This is a genomic window from Pelagibius sp. CAU 1746, from assembly GCF_039839785.1.
Taxonomy (GTDB): domain Bacteria; phylum Pseudomonadota; class Alphaproteobacteria; order Kiloniellales; family Kiloniellaceae; genus Pelagibius.
In genome coordinates, this window is the sequence record NZ_JBDOQT010000001.1 from 738,333 (window position 1) to 754,671 (window position 16,339).

Annotated in this window: 13 protein-coding genes; 5 read left to right on the forward strand and 8 right to left on the reverse strand. The window is 68.5% G+C overall.

Translation table 11 applies throughout. From position 1 onward, the window contains the following. Positions 1-5 precede the first annotated feature (5 nt). From AAFN88_RS03430 to AAFN88_RS03440, 3 genes are all read left to right on the forward strand, one after another. On the forward strand, positions 6-2,714 hold the full coding sequence (locus AAFN88_RS03430) for an ATP-binding cassette domain-containing protein (protein WP_347518183.1): 2,709 nt from the start codon (positions 6-8) through the stop codon (positions 2,712-2,714). A gap of 108 nt (positions 2,715-2,822) precedes the next feature. After that, positions 2,823-3,272, forward strand: a complete 450-nt coding sequence (locus AAFN88_RS03435; RefSeq protein WP_347518185.1) for a cyclic nucleotide-binding domain-containing protein — start codon at positions 2,823-2,825, stop codon at positions 3,270-3,272. Beyond that, on the forward strand, positions 3,269-3,769 hold the full coding sequence (locus AAFN88_RS03440) for a class I SAM-dependent methyltransferase (RefSeq protein WP_347518186.1): 501 nt from the start codon (positions 3,269-3,271) through the stop codon (positions 3,767-3,769). Before AAFN88_RS03435 ends, AAFN88_RS03440 begins: the two co-directional genes overlap by 4 nt. Positions 3,770-3,935: 166 nt before the next feature. Here AAFN88_RS03440 and xth read toward each other — a convergent pair whose 3' ends face one another. Together xth and AAFN88_RS03450 are read right to left on the reverse strand one after the other, a co-directional pair. Next, positions 3,936-4,727, reverse strand: coding sequence for an exodeoxyribonuclease III (gene xth, locus AAFN88_RS03445; protein WP_347518188.1), 792 nt, complete (start codon positions 4,725-4,727; stop codon positions 3,936-3,938). 483 nt (positions 4,728-5,210) lie between these two features. Next, on the reverse strand, positions 5,211-6,029 hold the full coding sequence (locus AAFN88_RS03450; RefSeq protein ID WP_347518190.1) for a gamma-glutamyl-gamma-aminobutyrate hydrolase family protein: 819 nt from the start codon (positions 6,027-6,029) through the stop codon (positions 5,211-5,213). Positions 6,030-6,286: 257 nt separating this feature from the next. Here AAFN88_RS03450 and AAFN88_RS03455 point away from each other — a divergent pair, with 257 nt between their 5' ends. Next, the gene (locus AAFN88_RS03455; protein WP_347518192.1) at positions 6,287-6,724 is read left to right on the forward strand and encodes a CARDB domain-containing protein; all 438 of its coding nucleotides are present in this window, start codon (positions 6,287-6,289) and stop codon (positions 6,722-6,724) included. 95 nt (positions 6,725-6,819) lie between these two features. Here AAFN88_RS03455 and AAFN88_RS03460 read toward each other — a convergent pair whose 3' ends face one another. From AAFN88_RS03460 to AAFN88_RS03480, 5 genes are all read right to left on the reverse strand, one after another. Beyond that, on the reverse strand, positions 6,820-7,494 hold the full coding sequence (locus AAFN88_RS03460; RefSeq protein ID WP_347518194.1) for an outer membrane lipoprotein carrier protein LolA: 675 nt from the start codon (positions 7,492-7,494) through the stop codon (positions 6,820-6,822). After that, on the reverse strand, positions 7,491-9,896 hold the full coding sequence (locus AAFN88_RS03465; RefSeq protein ID WP_347518196.1) for a DNA translocase FtsK 4TM domain-containing protein: 2,406 nt from the start codon (positions 9,894-9,896) through the stop codon (positions 7,491-7,493). The genes AAFN88_RS03460 and AAFN88_RS03465 overlap by 4 nt, the downstream gene beginning before the upstream one ends. A 3-nt stretch (positions 9,897-9,899) precedes the next feature. Next, on the reverse strand, positions 9,900-11,168 hold the full coding sequence (locus AAFN88_RS03470; protein ID WP_347518197.1) for an aminotransferase class I/II-fold pyridoxal phosphate-dependent enzyme: 1,269 nt from the start codon (positions 11,166-11,168) through the stop codon (positions 9,900-9,902). A gap of 380 nt (positions 11,169-11,548) precedes the next feature. Beyond that, positions 11,549-12,922, reverse strand: a complete 1,374-nt coding sequence (gene amt / locus AAFN88_RS03475; protein ID WP_347518199.1) for an ammonium transporter — start codon at positions 12,920-12,922, stop codon at positions 11,549-11,551. 24 nt (positions 12,923-12,946) lie between these two features. Continuing rightward, positions 12,947-13,285, reverse strand: a complete 339-nt coding sequence (locus AAFN88_RS03480; protein WP_347518201.1) for a P-II family nitrogen regulator — start codon at positions 13,283-13,285, stop codon at positions 12,947-12,949. Between the two features lie 396 nt (positions 13,286-13,681). Here AAFN88_RS03480 and AAFN88_RS03485 point away from each other — a divergent pair, with 396 nt between their 5' ends. Next, complete coding sequence (locus AAFN88_RS03485; RefSeq protein ID WP_347518203.1) at positions 13,682-14,995, forward strand: UbiH/UbiF/VisC/COQ6 family ubiquinone biosynthesis hydroxylase; 1,314 nt, start codon at positions 13,682-13,684, stop codon at positions 14,993-14,995. A 26-nt stretch (positions 14,996-15,021) separates the two neighbouring features. On the opposite strand, the gene AAFN88_RS03490 is transcribed toward AAFN88_RS03485, so the two are convergent. Next, a complete protein-coding gene (locus AAFN88_RS03490; protein WP_347518205.1) occupies positions 15,022-16,251 on the reverse strand; it encodes a Xaa-Pro peptidase family protein in 1,230 nt (409 codons plus the stop codon). Between the last annotated feature and the right edge of the window lie 88 nt (positions 16,252-16,339).

A 16,339-nucleotide genomic window follows, 5' to 3' on the forward strand; every position in this document is an offset into this window, starting at 1 on the left:
GGTCCATGGAACCGAATATTTTCAAGTACGTATGGCGCCACAGCCGGGCCGAGCAGCTGATTATCCTGCTGCTGGTGGTGACATCCCTGCCCTTCTACTACTTTTCCCTCAATCTGCCGAAGCAGATCGTCAATGAGGGCATCCAGGGCCAGGGCTTCGAATCTCCGGGTTCGACCCAGGCCCTTTTCCGGATCGATCTACCTTACGGCGAAACGCTCTTCGGCGCTCCCGTCACCCTTTTCGACGGCATCGACCTGGTGCAGCGGGACATGCTGCTGGGGCTCAGCTTCTCCTTCCTGGCGCTGGTCATGGTCAACGGCATGTTCAAGCTGGTGATCAACACCCGCAAGGGCCGCATGGGCGAGCGCCTGCTGCGCCGCCTGCGCTTCGAACTCGCCGACCGCATCCTGCGCTTTCCGCTGCCGCACCTGAAGCGGGTGAAGCCGTCGGAAATGGCCACCATGATCAAGGACGAGGTGGAGCCGCTGGGCGGCTTCATCGGCGACGCCTTCGCCACGCCCCTGTTTCTCGGCGGCCAGGCGGCCACGGCCATGCTGTTCATCATGGTGCAGTCGTTCTGGCTCGGGCTGGTGGCGGCAGGCGTGGTGATGTTCCAGTCCTTCCTCATCCCCCGGCTGCGCCGGCGCATCCTGGTGCTGGGCCGCGAGCGTCAGCTCACCGCGCGCCAGCTCGCCGGGCGTATCGGGGAGATCATCGACGGCGGAGTGGAGGTGCAGGCCAACGACGCCACCAACTACGAGCGCGCCGACCTGGCCTCGCGCCTGGGGCGCATCTTCAAGATCCGCTACGAAATCTATCAGCGGAAGTTCTTCGTCAAGTTCCTCAACAACCTGCTGGCCCAGGTCACCCCCTTCGTGTTCTACGCCGGCGGCGGGCTGCTGGCGATCTCCGGCCACCTCGACATCGGCGCCCTTGTCGCCGTCATCGCCGCCTATAAGGATCTGCCCTCGCCGATCAAGGAGATGATCGACTGGGACCAGCAGCGCCTCGACGTGCAAATCAAGTACGAGCAGGTCATCGGCCAGTTCCAGCCGCCGCAGCTCATCGACGCGACGCAGCAGTCGACGGACAACGATGCCGGGCCGCCGCTCAGCGGTCAGATCACCGCATCGGCACTGACGCTGCTGGACGACGCCGACCAGCCGCTGGTGCGCGCGGTGAATTTCACCATCGACGTCACCCAGCACGTCGCCATCGTCGGCCCCAGCGGCAGCGGCACCGAGCAGCTCAGCTACATGCTTTCGGGCCTGGTCTGGCCCAGCTCCGGCAGCCTGCGCATCGACGGCCGCGACATCGAGCGCCTGCCCACGGCGGTGACCGGTCGGCGCATGGCCTATGTCGGGCCCAGCGCCTACCATTTCCCGGGCTCGCTGCGCGACAACCTGCTCTACGGCCTGAAGCACCGCCCGCTGCGGCCGGCCGATCCCGAACGGGCGATCAGCCACGACGACCTGGTGGAGGCCAGGCGCGCCGGCAACCCGGACCTCGATATCAACGCCGACTGGATCGACTACGCGGCCGCGGGCGCCGAAGGTCCGCAGGACATCAACGCCCGCCTGCTGGAGGTCTTGGCCGTGGTCGACCTGAAGGGCGATGCCTATCGCTTCGGGCTGACCGGTACCATCGACCCCGAGCGCAGCCCGGGGGTCGCCGAGAGCATCCTGATGGCGCGCGCCGCGCTGATCGAACGCCTGCAGTCCAGCGGCAATGACGACCTGGTGGTGCGCTTCGAAGCCGACAGCTACAACGGCAACGCCAGCGTCGCCGAAAACCTGCTGTTCGGCACGCCGCGAAGCCCCGAATTCGCTTCCAAGGCGCTGGCCCAGAACGCCGTCGTCGCCGCCGTGCTGCGCGACGCCGGGCTGACCGACGCCTTCATCGGCATGGGCGTCACCATCGCCAAGACGATGGTCGAGATCTTCGCCGACTTGCCGCCGGGCCACCCTTTCTTCGAGCAGTTCAGCTTCATCAGCGACGACGACCTGCCGGAGTTCCGCACCATCGTCACGCGGGTGGAAAGCTCCGGCGTCGACGCGCTCGACGAGGCGGCGCGCGAGCTGCTGCTCGGCCTGCCTTTCAACTACGTCGAGGCGCGCCACCGCCTGGGCCTGGTCGACGGCGACATGGCCGAACGCCTGGTCGCCGCGCGTCAGCGCCTGGCCGAGCGTCTGGAGCGCGATCTGCCCGACGCGGTGGAGTTCTATCGCGCCGACGCCTACAACGCGGCCGCTTCGCTGCAGGACAACATCCTTTTCGGCCGCCTCGCCTTCGGCCAGGCCGGCGCCGAGCAGATCATCGGCGACACCCTGGCCGAGGTGCTGGACGATCTCGGTCTGCGCGAAACCGTGATCGAGGCCGGCCTGGACTACAACGTCGGCCTGGGCGGCGTGCGCCTCAGCGCCATCCAGCGCCAGAAGCTGGCCCTGGCCCGGGCGCTGCTGAAACGCCCCGACCTGCTGATCATCAACGAGGCCGCGGCGGCCATGGACGGCGCCGGGCAGCACCGGCTGGTCGAGCGTCTCCTCGATCTGCGCCAGGGGCAGGGCGTCATCTGGGTGCTGCACCGCCCGGAGCTGGCGTCGCTTTTTGACACCATCCTCGTCATGCGCGACGGTCGCCTGGTCGAACAGGGCAGCTACGGCGAGCTGACCCAGCGCGAGTCGGCCTTCAAGGACTTGGTCGCGGCGGAATAGGCGAGGGCATCGCAACCGGGCCGCCCCCCTGCGCGGCGGCCGCGAAAACAGGACCCCAGGGTTCAGGAAAACGGGTCCGCAAACAGGGAAGGTACGAGGGAGCAGGAAATGAGCATCGATCAGGAAGTGGATATCCTGCGGCGCATTCCGATCTTCGCGAAGATCGACCCGGCGAAGCTGAAGCTGATGGCCTTCGCCAGCGAGCGCGTGACCTACAAACCGGGGCAGACGCTGTTCCAGCAGGGGGAAAGGGGGGATGCCGCCTTTATCGTCCTTCGGGGAACCGCCGACGTGCTGATCAACGCGGCCAACGGCCCGCTGCGCGTCGCGTCCCTCTCGGAAAACGAGATCATCGGCGAGATCGCCATTCTCTGCGATATCCCGCGCACGGCCACGGTGCAGGCGGCCACCGAGCTGACGACCCTGCGCATCACCGCGGACCTCTTCTTCCGCATGCTCATGGACTTCCCCGAAATGGGGGTCGAGGTGATGCGCGTGCTGGCGCACCGCCTGGAACAGACCACGGCCCAACTGCGCGAAGTCCAGGCGGCGCGGTGAGCCGTCTCGACAGCTTTCTCCGCCGCCTCCAGGCCCAGCGGGATTGCCTCAACCGCGCCGTTGCCATGGTGGCCGAGCTCCCCGGGCCGGTTTTCGAGCTCGGTCTGGGCAACGGCCGGACCTATGACCACCTGCGCGAGGCCTGTCCCGAGCGCGAGATCTTCGTCTTCGAGCGCCAGGTTTCGGCCCACCCCGATTGCATTCCCGATGCGGCGCACCTGCGGAAGGGCGACATCGCCGAGACCCTGGCGGCGGCGGCGCAGCGTTTTGCCGGCGCGGTAGCCCTGGTGCACGCCGACCTGGGCAGCGGCGACCCGGTCCGGGATGCCGAGACGGCGGCGATGATCTCCGCCCGCCTGCCCGCCGTGATGGCGCCCGGGGGCGTCATCGTTTCGGATCAGCAACTAAATCTGCCCCAGGCCGAGATCCTGCCGCTGCCGCCGGGCGTACAGGCCGGGCGCTATTTCATGTACCTCTGGTCCGGGGCGGCCAGCTAGATCGGATCACGAATAGGCGGCGCCACGGGGCGGTTCCGCCACATCGTGTGAATCCGATCTATTTCAACGACATAGAGCAGATTCACAGGGCCGGTGGATCTGCCTTGGGCGATGCCGGCCGGCCCTGATCTGCACCAGCCGTACGTACGGGCCGCCGGGCTGCCGATCATTTCAGGTCCAGAACGACCGGCACGTGGTCCGAGGGCTTTTCCCAGGTCCGTGTCTCCCGAACGATCTCCAATGATTTCAGGCGGTTCTTCAAAGGCGGCGTGACCAGGACGTGATCCAGGCGCCAGCCGTAGTTCTTGGCCACCGACTGGGCGAAGCGGTAGCCCCACCAGGTGTAAAGCGGTTCCGGTTCCGGAACAAAATAACGGGCGACGTCGGTCAGGCCGCCGGCCGCCCAGAGCCGGGCCATGTGCTCGGCCTCCACCGGCGTATGGCCGACGTTGCGGCGCAGGCGCTTGTGATTCCAGACATCGTGCTCCAACGGGGCGACGTTCAGGTCGCCGACGATCACCGCCTTGCGCTCGGCGAGCTTGTCCTTCTGCGCCCAGGCCGCCATCTCGCCGAGGAACTGGAGCTTGTGGGCGAACTTGTCATTCTGTTTCGGGTCCGGAACGTCGCCGCCGGCCGGGACATAGAAGTTATGCAGCTCGATGCCGCCCACGGTCACCGCGGCGTGGCGGCAGTCGTCGCGCGCGCACCAGACCTCTTTGCGCGGCGCGGCGATGCGGCGGCGCGACAGTATGGCGACCCCGTTATAGCCCTTCTGGCCGTGAACCACGGCATGGGGGAAGCCCATGTCCTGGAGCTTCTCCAGCGGGAAGTCCTCGGTCTGCACCTTGATCTCCTGCAGGCAGAGCACGTCCGGCTCGTAGCGCTCGCAGAAGCGCGCCAGGTGATCGAGGCGCTGGCGGACCGAGTTGACGTTCCAGGTGGCGATGCGAAGCGGCATGGAAGGACTCCAGGCGGGAAGGAATTGTGTTACGGATGCGAAACGAATTCGATTTTTCATTCCGGAACGGAAATGACGTCCCTTTCCGGCCACCGCGGCGGCTGGCCAGGGTAGAGCTTTTGCCCGATGGAATGAAGCCGGCGGCGGGCTTTTCGACGGTGATGAAGGGCGGATGAGGGCCGAAAACGGTGGAACGCCCGGTCGGGGGGGATCCGGGCGTTCCATTTCTCCGCGGAGAAGCGAAAGGAAGGCAGGGGAATGCATCCTTCCGCAGTGGCCGGCGCCTTTGCGGCGCCAGCTGTTAGCTTTAATTTAGGTGCGCTTGCCCGCTTTACAATCTCACTTCTGCATGGCGGCGGCCGAATTTCTGCATGGCAGCCGCCGGTCCCGCGAAAGCCCCCTTTACCTCAAGGCGGCGTCCGCTCCGCCGAGGCCGAAGGGGCGCTGCGGGGTGGTCCTTTCGCGGCCTATCCGGACGCCGGCTCAGGCCTGTCCCAGGGCCGCCAGCGGAAAGACGTCGTCGGAAGGCCGGCCCGCCGCACGGGCCCGCGCCGCGGCGCCAAAAGCCTCGAAGAGCTGGCGCGAAAAGGGGTTCTCCCAGGCCTTGTATTCGGGGTGCCACTGCACGCCCAGGGCAAAGGCCTTGGCGTCCTTCACGCTGACCGCCTCCGGCGTGCCGTCCTCGGCCTCGGCTTCGATGACCAGCCGCTCGGCGATGCGATCCAGTGCCTGCCAGTGCAGGGAATTGACCATCAGCTCGCCTCCGATCCCCGCCGCCTCGGCCAGGGCCGCGAAGGGGCCGCCGGCACGCAGCTTCACGGGATGGCGCGGGCCGTACTGCACGTCCAGCTCGGGGTGCTGGGGGCGGCGGTGGTCCATGCGGCCCTGAACCTCGTGGACGCGCGCGTGCAGCGTGCCGCCCAGGGCGACGTTCAGCTCCTGGAAGCCGCGGCAGATCACCAGCAGGGGCACGCCCTCCTCGATGGCCAAGCGGATCAGCGCCAGGCTGGTGGCGTCGCGCGCCGGGTCGAAAGGCTCGGCCTCGGGCGTTTCCACCTGGCCGTAGTGGCTGGGGTGCACGTTCGAGGGGCTGCCGGTCATCATCACGCCGTCCAAGCTGCGCAGCAGGCGGCGCAGCTCCAACAGATCCTCGCCCAGCGAGGGGATCATCAGCGGCGCGACGCCGGCGGAGATCGCCAGGGCGCGGACGTACTTGTCGCCCACCGTGTGGAACGGCTGGCCGTCGACGTCGCGCACGCAGGCCGGAACGCCGACCAGCGGCAGGGGAGAGGCTTTCGTCATGGCGAATTAGGTAGCGCCGGGCGGTGGCCCTGACAAGCGCCCAACCTGCGGGGCAGGGTTGCATCCCCTCTGCCGCTTCGCGCTTTTCCCCGAAGGGCCGGGGAGGGCCGGCAGCCTTCTCCGCCGCCTCTCGCGCCGGCCCGGAGGCTTTCCGGGTCCCGCGAGAAATTTTTTTTTGAACCCTCCCGGCGGCGCCGGCGACTACCACTCCATAACAGGCAATGCCGCCGCTGAAAATCAACCAGAGGAAAAATTCAATGCGTATCGTGACCCTGGCGCTGATGGGCGCTATTGCCCTGGCTTCCGCCGTCGATGCTTCGGCTCAGACCCGCGTCAAGCCGCAGCAGCCGACCCCGCCCGCGCCGACTTTTCAGAAGCAGGCCCCCAAGCCGGACTTCCTGATCCTGCATGCCAGCGCCATCGGCGGTACGACCAACCAGTTCATGGTCCAGGTGAAGAACGCGGGCGCCGCCAATGCCCCGGGTGCCCTGCTGCAAAGCGTGAACATGGCCAACGGTAACTCGGGCGCGGCCACGACGCCGGTTCCGCCGATCAAGGCCGGCCAGTTCGTCTGGGTGAAGGTCGAGCTGAACAAGCGGGCGCGCCCCGGCGACCGCATCCTGCTTTTCGCCGACCACAACAACGCGGTCGCCGAGATCAAGGAGACCAACAATAAGTACGGCTTTAACTTCTAAGCGGTTCCGCCAAGCCACGCAGATCCGAAAAGCAAAATCGGCCCCTCCATAAAGGGAGGGGCCGTCTCGCTGTCCTTGCGGGGCGGTGTGGCGGCCTAGCGGTCCTGGTTCCTGCCGCCCTGCCAGACTTCCAGGTCGCCGGTCTTGAAGAGGTCGGGATCGACCTCCACGCCGAAGACCGGATTGACCAGCGACACCTGCGTCTCGATGCCCTGGGGATCGGTGATCTCCCACTTCTTCAGGATCAAGGGGTCGTCGCTGAAGATGAGAGTGACTGCGCCGCCGTCCGGCGTGTCGGCGTCGCGCAGGGTCAGGCGCAGGGTGCCCAGCGCTTCCTCGATGGCGACGATCTCGACGTTCTCGTCCAGGCGCACTTCCTCGCGGATCAGGAACCATAGGGGCGTTTCCCACAGCGGCAGGAAAGTCGCCTCCTTCAGTTCCTTGTCGTAGTAGAGCAGCGACAAGCCGTTGGCGATCATCAGCACCGGGGTCGGCGGGTCGTAGTCGAAGCGCAGGTGCCCGGGCCGGTCCAGGTAGACCTCGCCCTCGGCGTAGGCGCCGTTGGAGGAGACCTGCACGAAGCGCGCCTGCATGGTCTGGATCTCGTTCAGATAGCGCTCGACGCGGCTCACCGCGGCGACGTCGTCGGGCGACAGCGCGGCGGTCTGCGCGCGGCTTTCGGCCAGGCCCGCCGGGGCGGCTCCCAGCAGCAGCGCAGCGGCGCCCAAGGCGCCCAGCAGACGCCGGCGCAGATCTGTGCGCGCCGTCATACCTCGCCGCCGCCCGGCGGCAGCACTTCGCGCTTGCCCACGTGGTTCGCTGCTGAGATCAAACCTTCGGCCTCCATGCGTTCGATGATGCGCGCGGCGCGGTTGTAGCCGATCTGCAGGTGACGCTGCACGAAGCTGGTCGAGGCCTTGCGGTGCTGCAGCACCACCGCCACCGCCCGGTCGTAGAGGTCGTCGCCGCTGCTCTCGCCGCCCAGGCCGCCGCCGCCGCCACCGCCGTCGAGATCCATCTCGCCCTCGTCGGTGATGGCTTCGATGTAGGAAGGCTCCCCCTGCTTTTTCAAGAAGGCGACCACGTCTTCGACTTCCTGGTCGGTGACCAGCGGCCCGTGCACGCGCAGGATGCGCCCGCCCTGGGCCATGTAAAGCATATCGCCCTGGCCCAGAAGCTGCTCGGCGCCCTGCTCGCCCAGGATGGTGCGGCTGTCGATCTTCGAGGTCACGTGAAAGGAAATACGCGTCGGGAAGTTCGCCTTGATGGTGCCGGTGATGACGTCCACCGAAGGGCGCTGGGTCGCGACGATCAGGTGGATGCCGGCGGCGCGCGCCATCTGCGCCAGGCGCTGGATCGCCGCCTCCACGTCCTTGCCGGCGACCAGCATGAGGTCGGCCAGTTCGTCGACCACCACCACGATCAGCGGCAGCGGCTCCAGGTCGAAGGGTTCTTCTTCGTGGATCGGCTGGCCGGTCTCCGGGTCGAAGCCGGTCTGCACCTTGCGGGTCAGCACCTCGCCCTTGCGCCGTGCCTCCTCGACGCGCGCGTTGTAGCCCTCCAGGTTGCGCACGCCCAGGCGCGACATGGCGCGGTAGCGCTCCTCCATTTCGCGCACCGTCCACTTCAGCGCCACCACGGCCTTCTTGGCCTCGGTCACCACCGGGGCCAGCAGGTGCGGAATGCCGTCGTAGACGGACAGCTCCAGCATCTTGGGGTCGACCATGATGAACTTGCAGCGGTCGGGACCCAGGCGGTAGAGCAGCGACAGGATCATGGCGTTGATCGCCACCGATTTGCCCGAACCGGTGGTACCGGCGACCAGCAGGTGGGGCATGCGCGCCAGGTCGACCAGCGAGGGATTGCCGCCGATGTCCTTGCCCAGAACCAGCGGCAGCTTGCCGCTGTTCTTCTCGTAGTCCTCCGCCGCCAGCAGCTCGCGCAGGTAGACCGTCTCGCGCTTGGCGTTGGGCAGTTCGATGCCAATGACGCTGTCGCCCGGCACCACGGCGACGCGCACCGAGACCGCGCTCATGGAGCGGGCGATGTCGTCGGCCAGGCCGATCACGCGGCTGGTCTTGGTGCCCGGCGCCGGCTCCAGCTCGTAGCGGGTGACCACCGGGCCGGGGCGCACCTTGACGATCTCGCCGCGCACGCCGAAGTCCTCCAGCACCGTCTCCAGCAGGCGGGCGTTCTTCTCCAAGGCGTCGCGGTTCAGGCCCTCGCCCCTGCCGGCGCCCTTGGGCAGGTCCAGCAAGGTCAGCGGCGGCGTTTCGTAGACGCCGGTCGGGCCCAGGTCGAGGCGTCCCTGGGCGGCCGACCTGGCGCGCTTGCCGGGCGTGGCCTTCTTGCGCGGCGCGGCGATCAGCTCGGCGTCTTCCTCGTCGTCGGCGCGCGCGGCCGCCCGGCGCAGGGCCGGGGCCAGGGTGTCGCCGCCGTCGTCCTCCATGTCTTCGTCCAGGATCGGCTCGCGGCGCTGACGCCGGGCGGCGGCCCGCGCCTCGCCCGGCTCGACGGCTTTCTGGCGTTCCATGGCGCTGATCAGGCCGCGGCGCGCGCCGCCGAAGACCCAGGCCGCGCCGCCGCGCAGCAGACGCCACTCCGCCGGCGTCAGGCCCAGGGCGAAGAACAGCGCGGCGAGGCCGAGCGGGAAGGCGATGAGGGCCAGCAGCCAGACCGGCAGTGCCGTCAGGTCATGGATCTGTCCCAGCGCCAGGTTGCCGACGAAGCCGCCCAGCTTGTTGTCCAGCGGCCAGGTGCCCGGGCGCGGGAAGGACTCGAGCGCCATGGCCAGTGCGACGAGGCCGGCGGGGAAGGCGGCCAGGCGCCACCACCAGCGTGTCGGCAGCCGGCGTTCGCGCAGCAGACGCCAGCCCCAGGCGAAGAGCACCAGCGGCGCCAGCAGGGCGGCCATGCCGAGGGACTGCATCATGACGTCGGCGCTGTAGGAGCCGAAGACCCCCAGCGGGTTGCTTACGGCTCCGCCGGTTGAATCGTTCCACGACGGGTCCCGCGGGTCGTAGGTCAGGCAGGCGAGCAGCAGCGCGAAGGCGAAGACCGAGAGGATGCCGCCGCCCAGTTCGATGGCGCGCTTCCTGAAGAACTCGTTGGTGCCGCTGGGCAGCAGCGTGGTGCGCCCTTCGCGGGGGGAGCTGTTGGAGCGCAGAACCATGGCCTAGCCCTCCGCCGCCGCAGTCTGCGGCGCGGCGCGCCCGGCCGCCGTGCCGTCGCCCGGCGCCCCATCCTCCGGCACCCCGTCGCCAAGAACTTCGACGATGCGGTTCAGGCCTTCCTCGGTGGTCGCGGCGTCGTAGACCAGGGCGACGCGGATGTAGCGCGCCCCGGGATTGACGCCGTCGGGGCCGGGCTCGCTCATGTAGCCGCCGGGCACGACGCGCACGCCGGCCTCGCGCCACAGCTTCAGCGCCGCGGCCTCGCCGTCGCCGACGTCGAGCCACAGGAAGAAGCCGCCATCGGGTTTGCGGAAGCCGAAGCGGTTGCCGAGGATGCGCTCGGCCAGCGCGAAGTTGCGGCGGTAGTAGTCGCGGTTGGCCTCGACGTGGGCCTCCTCGCGCCACAGCCGGGTGCCGGCGGCGAGGATCGGCAGGGACACGCCGGCGCCGCCGACGCGCAGGGCGGCGTCCAGCTTGTCGATCAGGGCGGGGTCGCCGGCGGCGAAACCGCAGCGCAGCCCCGGCGCCGAGGACCGCTTGGAGAGAGAGTGGAAAGCCAGGACGTGGTCCAGCGCGCCGCCGCTCTCGGCGACGACTTCCAGGACCCCGGCCGGCGGCGTGGTGTCGTAGATCTCCGCATAGCATTCGTCGAAAGCGACGATGAAGTCGTGGCGGCGCGCCAGCGCGACGAGGCGGGCCAGGTAGCCGCGGTCCGCCGCCGCGCCCTGGGGGTTGGCCGGGGAGTTCAGGAAGCAGAAGACCGCGCGGTCCAGCAGCGCGGGATCGAGCGCGCCGTAGTCCGGCATGAAGCCGGTCTCGGCGGTCGCCGGCACGAAGACCGGCTCGGCGCTCATGGCCACGGCCGCGCCGGCGTAGACGTGGTAGAAGGGATTGGGCATGAGGACGACCGGCGGCGCGGCGCCTTGGTGGTCCTGCACCGCCGACAGCACGGCGAAGAACAGGCCCTCGCGGCTGCCCGGCAGCGGCAGGACGTGGCGTTGCGGGTCGATCATGCCCCGGGGCAGGCCGTAGCGCCGGGTCAGCCAGTCGGCGCAGGCGCCGTTGTATTGCGGGGTGCCGCGCGGCGGCGGATAGCTCGACCATTTCGTCGCCGCGGCGGCGATCTCCTCGGTCACGAAGGCCGGGGGCTGGTTCTTCGGCTCGCCGATGGACAGCAGGATCGGCCTGTCGTGGCCCGCGGGATGGGAGTCCAGCAGGCGGCTCAACCTGGCGAAGGGGTGGAAGGCTTGAAAACTGCGGCGATCGGACAAGACGCGTCGGTTCCGAATGGTTTCCTGGAGCTGCTCCCGGGATTTCTCCCCCGATTTCCCGGTGGGGGCGTCGTCGGCCGGGCTGCCTAAGCCGGTGGCGATGTCCACGGCGGCGCGGCGCCTCGTTGCACGAGGGTACAGAACGCAAACGACTCCACCGGATTCTATCCGTGCGGCCTAGGCGCGACAAGCCTTGGCGGCCGCGGCCCGGACGCGGGGGAAAGGCCAGGCTAGTGCCGAAATGCGGCGAAAAAACGGGCAAAAAAGAGGGCCTGGGAGCGATGGCTCCCAGGCCCAGTCTTGGCAGAGGATAATCGTATTCCAGCAGGAAGCCGATTATCGGACGGGTTTCGGTGAAACCCGGTTAGAGGGAAGTCCCTCTAAAGCGATTGCGAACCGTGGCCGAACTCGGGATAGGCCTCCATCCCCAGCTCCGCCTTGTCGAGGCCCATCTCCTCGGCCTCCTCGTCGACGCGGATGCCGACCGTGTGCTTCAGACTCAGCCAGACGATGGTGCTGGTGACGATCATGAAGACGCCGACGGCGGCGATTCCGACGACCTGCGTCACCAGGCTGCCGGAGCCGAAGATGCCGACCGCGAGGGTGCCCCAGACGCCGGCCACCAGGTGGGCGGAGATGGCGCCGACCACGTCGTCGATTTTCAGCTTGTCGATCAGCGGCACGGCGAAGACCACCAGCGCGCCGCCGATGCCGCCGACGACGATCGACAGGAAGTGGTTCTGCAGGTCCGGGCCGGCGGTGATCGCGACCAGGCCGGCGATGGCGCCGTTCAGCGCCATGGTCAGGTCGATCTTTTTGTAGATGATCTGGGTCAGCGCCATCGCGGCGACCACGCCGGCGCAGGCGGCCATGTTGGTGTTGACGTAGACGATGGCCATGGCCGCGGCGTCGAGGGCCGAGCCCAGGGCGAGCTGCGAGCCGCCGTTGAAGCCGAACCAGCCGAGCCACAGGATGAAGGTGCCCAGGGTCGCCAGCGGCAGGTTGGCGCCCGGCATCGGGTGGACCGAGCCGTCGGCGCCGAACTTGCCCTTGCGGGGGCCCAGGATGACGGCGCCGGTCAACGCCGCCCAGCCGCCCACGGAGTGGACGATGGTCGAGCCGGCGAAGTCGGAGAAGCCCATGGCGCTGAGCCAGCCGCCGCCCCAGGTCCAGGAGCCCTGGATCGGGTAGAGGAAGGCGGTCAGGATGACCACGAAGATCATGAAGGGCCAGTACTTGATGCGTTCGGCCAGGGTGCCGGAGACGATCGAGGCCGCCGTGGCGACGAAGACCATCTGGAAGAACCAGTCGGACATCACCGAGTAGCCGTTGTCGGTCACCGCAGCGATCAGCTCCGGCGTCGCCTCGTCGGCGCCCAGCAGGGCCAGTTCCGCGGGGCTGGTGTTGTAGAGCAGGCTGAAGGAGCCGATGAAGCCCGAGACATCGACGTACATCAGGTTGTAGCCGATGACGTAGTACATGATGCCGGCGACCGAATAGAGCGCGATGTTCTTCAGGCAGATGGTGGCGGTGTTCTTGGTGCGCACCAGCCCGGATTCCAGCATCGCGAAACCGGCGGCCATCCACATGACCAGGAAGCCGCTCACCAGGAACGAAAAGGTGTTGAAGACGAAGGCCGTCTCGGCGGAGACCTCCGCGCGGGCCGGCGCGCTGGCGGCCAGCACGGCTGCGGCGGCCAGGCCCGCCAGGCCAAGCCTGCGGCCGCCCGACACGCGGCCAAGAGAAGTACCCATGACTTTCATATCCCTGAATCCCTCCTACAGAGCCTCGGAGTTGGTCTCGCCGGTGCGGATGCGCACGGCGTGGCCGACGTCGAGAACAAAGATTTTTCCATCCCCGATCCGGCCGGTATTGGCCGAGTTCTGAATGGTCTCCACCACCTGCCCGACGGTGTCGTCGGACACGGCGACCTCGATCTTCACCTTGGGAAGAAAGTTCACCGAGTACTCCGCGCCGCGGTAGATTTCGGTCTGACCCTTCTGGCGGCCGTAGCCTTTCACTTCGCTGACCGTCAGGCCTTCGATTCCAATCCCCGTGAGGGCTTCTCTCACATCATCCAGCTTGAACGGCTTGATGATGGCCATCACCATCTTCATGCGCCGGTATCCCCTCTTCCGCTGTCGCACCGGTGAGCTCCAGGCGGTCCCCGGTGCAGTTGTGCCGCCCGCCGGGCCGAACCCAGATAGCTGTGCCGCCGCCCAAAAAACGCCGGCTCCCGGACCTTGCAGAGTCAAGAAGCGTGCCAAATGGCACCGGCGGCGGGAAAACGGCGGGAATCCACCGTTCCGGGCGACTCCCACCAACACGCCGGGCCGGCAATCGCGATCAGGTAAGATGAATTGTTGTGCACAAATCACAGCATGATTAAAAAATGTGCATTCTAACGCCGCGGGCCGGCGCAAGGGGGCGCGCGGCGGCCTGCGACAAGCGGTGTCTGGACAAGCCCGCCCCGGGGCGTAAAGCTGCGGTCTCTGCGGGAAAGGAAGGAAATCATGGCACAGGGCGAGGCAGCCTCGAAAACGGCGGCGCGGGATGTCGAAGTGCTGGTCGTCGGGGGCGGCATGGTCGGCCTGACCTTCGCCGTGGCCCTGGCCGAGGCCGGCCTGGAGGTGGTGGCCGTCGATCACCAGGACCCGGCGCTGTTCCGCGAGGAAGCCTTCGACGGCCGCTCCTCGGCCATCGCCCGCGGTTCGCAGCAGGCCTTGGAGGTGCTGGGGCTGTGGCCGGGCATGCTGCCGGCGGCGGCGCCGATCCTCGACATCCGCATCTCCGACGGACGGTTAGGTACCTTGCGGCGGGGCGGCGCCTCGGCTCTGCACCTGCACTTCGCCAGCGGGGACGTGGCCGCGGATCCGGCGGCGGCCCGGCCGCTGGGCCACATCGTCGAAAACACGGCGATCCGCCGCGCCTGCCTGGACCGCGTGCGGGCGTTGAAGGCGCTTGATCTGCGCGCCCCGGCGCAGCTTGCCGAGGTGACGCGCCGGCAGGGCGGCGTTGAAGCGCGCCTGGCCGACGGCGCGCTGATCAAGGCGCGCCTGCTGGTCGCCGCCGACGGGCGCCGCTCGGCGCAGCGCGAGGCGGCGGGCATCAAGGCGATGGAGATCGACTACGGCCAGACGGGCATCGTCGCCACCGTCGCCCACAGCCGGCCGCACCACGGCGTGGCGCACGAGCACTTCCTGCCCTCGGGTCCCTTCGCGCTGCTGCCGATGACCGACGCGCCCGACGAGAGCGGCAAGCCGGTTCACCGCTCCTCGCTGGTGTGGACCGAAAAGCGCCGCCTGATCCCGGCCATGATGGCGCTGGACGATGCGGCCTTCGCTGCGGAACTGCAGCGCCGCTTCGGCGACTCCCTGGGCCGGCTGTCGCTGTGGGGCGGGCGGCGCTGGTCCTACCCGCTGTCGCTGCTGCACGCCGAGCGCTATATCGACACGCGCCTGGCGCTGATCGGCGACGCGGCGCACGGCATCCACCCCATCGCCGGGCAGGGCCTGAACCTCGGCCTGCGCGACGTGGCGGCGCTGGCCGAATGCATCGTCGATGCCCGCCGCCTCGGCCTCGACATCGGCGACGCCACGGTGCTGGAGCGCTACCAGCGCTGGCGGCGCTTCGACAACATGGCGCTCATCGCCGCGACGGATTCCCTGAATCGGCTGTTCTCCAACGACCTGCCGCCGCTGCGTCTGCTGCGCGACCTGGGCCTCGCCGCGGTCGACCGCGTGCCGCCGCTGAAGCGCTTCTTCATGCGCCACGCCATGGGCCTGGTCGGCGACCTGCCGCGCCTGGTGAAGGGCGAGTCCCTTTAGTAAAAGGGGATGAAGGGCGGAGCCCTCTAGATCTCGCGGCCCAGCAACGCCTCTTCCAGGGGGAAGGTCGACAGCAGCTCCACACCGGTCTCGGTGATCAGCACCTGCTGCTCCAGTTTGACGCCTTCGTGGCCGCCTTCCTCGCCGATGTAGCTCTCGACGCAGACCGCCATGCCGGCCTCGAAGACGCCGTCATAGCCGGCGGCGTCGTAGTCCTGCAGATAGACCACGGAGGGGTACTCGTCGCAGAGCCCGACGCCGTGCACCACGACGGAATAGCGGTTGGCCTGGCAGCTCGCCGGCAGCTTCCAGGCGCGCTCGGCCAGTTCGCGGTAGCCGAGGCCGGGCCGCAGCAAGTCCATGTTGAAGTGGATTTGCTCGGCGGCTAGGCGATAGAGGCGGCGTTGTTCGTCGCGGGGCCTGCCGTCGCCGCAGAGGAAGGCGCGCGAAACGTCGGCGCAGTAGCCGTGGGGGCCGATCATGTCGCTGTCGAAGCTGACCATGTCTCCGGCCTCGATGATCCCCTCGCCGCATTCGTGGAACCAGGGATTGCTGCGCCCGCCGGCGGCCAGCAGCCTTGTCTCGATCCACTCGCCGCCGCGCGCGGCGTTTACCTGGTTCAGGATCGACCACAGCTCGTTCTCGCTCATGCCGGGGGTCAGGGCCGCGCGCATCGCGCCCATGGCCTCGGCGCAGACGGCAACCGAGGCGCGCAGGCAGGCGATCTCCTGCGGCCCTTTCAGGCGGCGCGCGCGCTCCAGCACTTCCTGGCCGTCGCAGACCGCGACGCCTTGGGCGCGCAGCGCGTCGATGCCGCGGAAGTCGCACTTGTCGACGGCAAGGCGCCGGTTGCCGCCGCCGTGGCACGCGACCAGCCCGGCGATCTCCGCCGCCCAGCGCCCGGCCAGCTCCGCGCCGCGCTCCGCGGCGGCGAAGTAATGCCAGGCGATGGCCGGGCGCACCTCGGCGATGACCTCGTTGCCGGCGGAGAGGTGGCCGCAGTTGTGGAAGTCGAAGAGCACCAGCGGCCCCTCTGTCGGCACGAAGACATAGCGCACGGCGTTGTGCAGGCACCACACCGCCATGTTGCGGGCGTCGCAGGCATAGCGGACGTTGATGGGGTCGTAGAGCAGGGCGCCGGCATAGTCGCGCGCCTTCAGCTCTTCGCGCAGGCGATCGAGGCGCCAGGCGCGCAGCGCCGGCAGATCGACGGGGCTGTGTGTTAGGCTCTCGGGACGCAGGCTGTCGGGCGCCATGATTTGGCTTTCCCTCCTGACTGAAGCGGCGCCTCAGCTTGGCACAGGGGGCGGGCCAGTCTTGCCCTCCCGCGACGCGGCGGGCGGC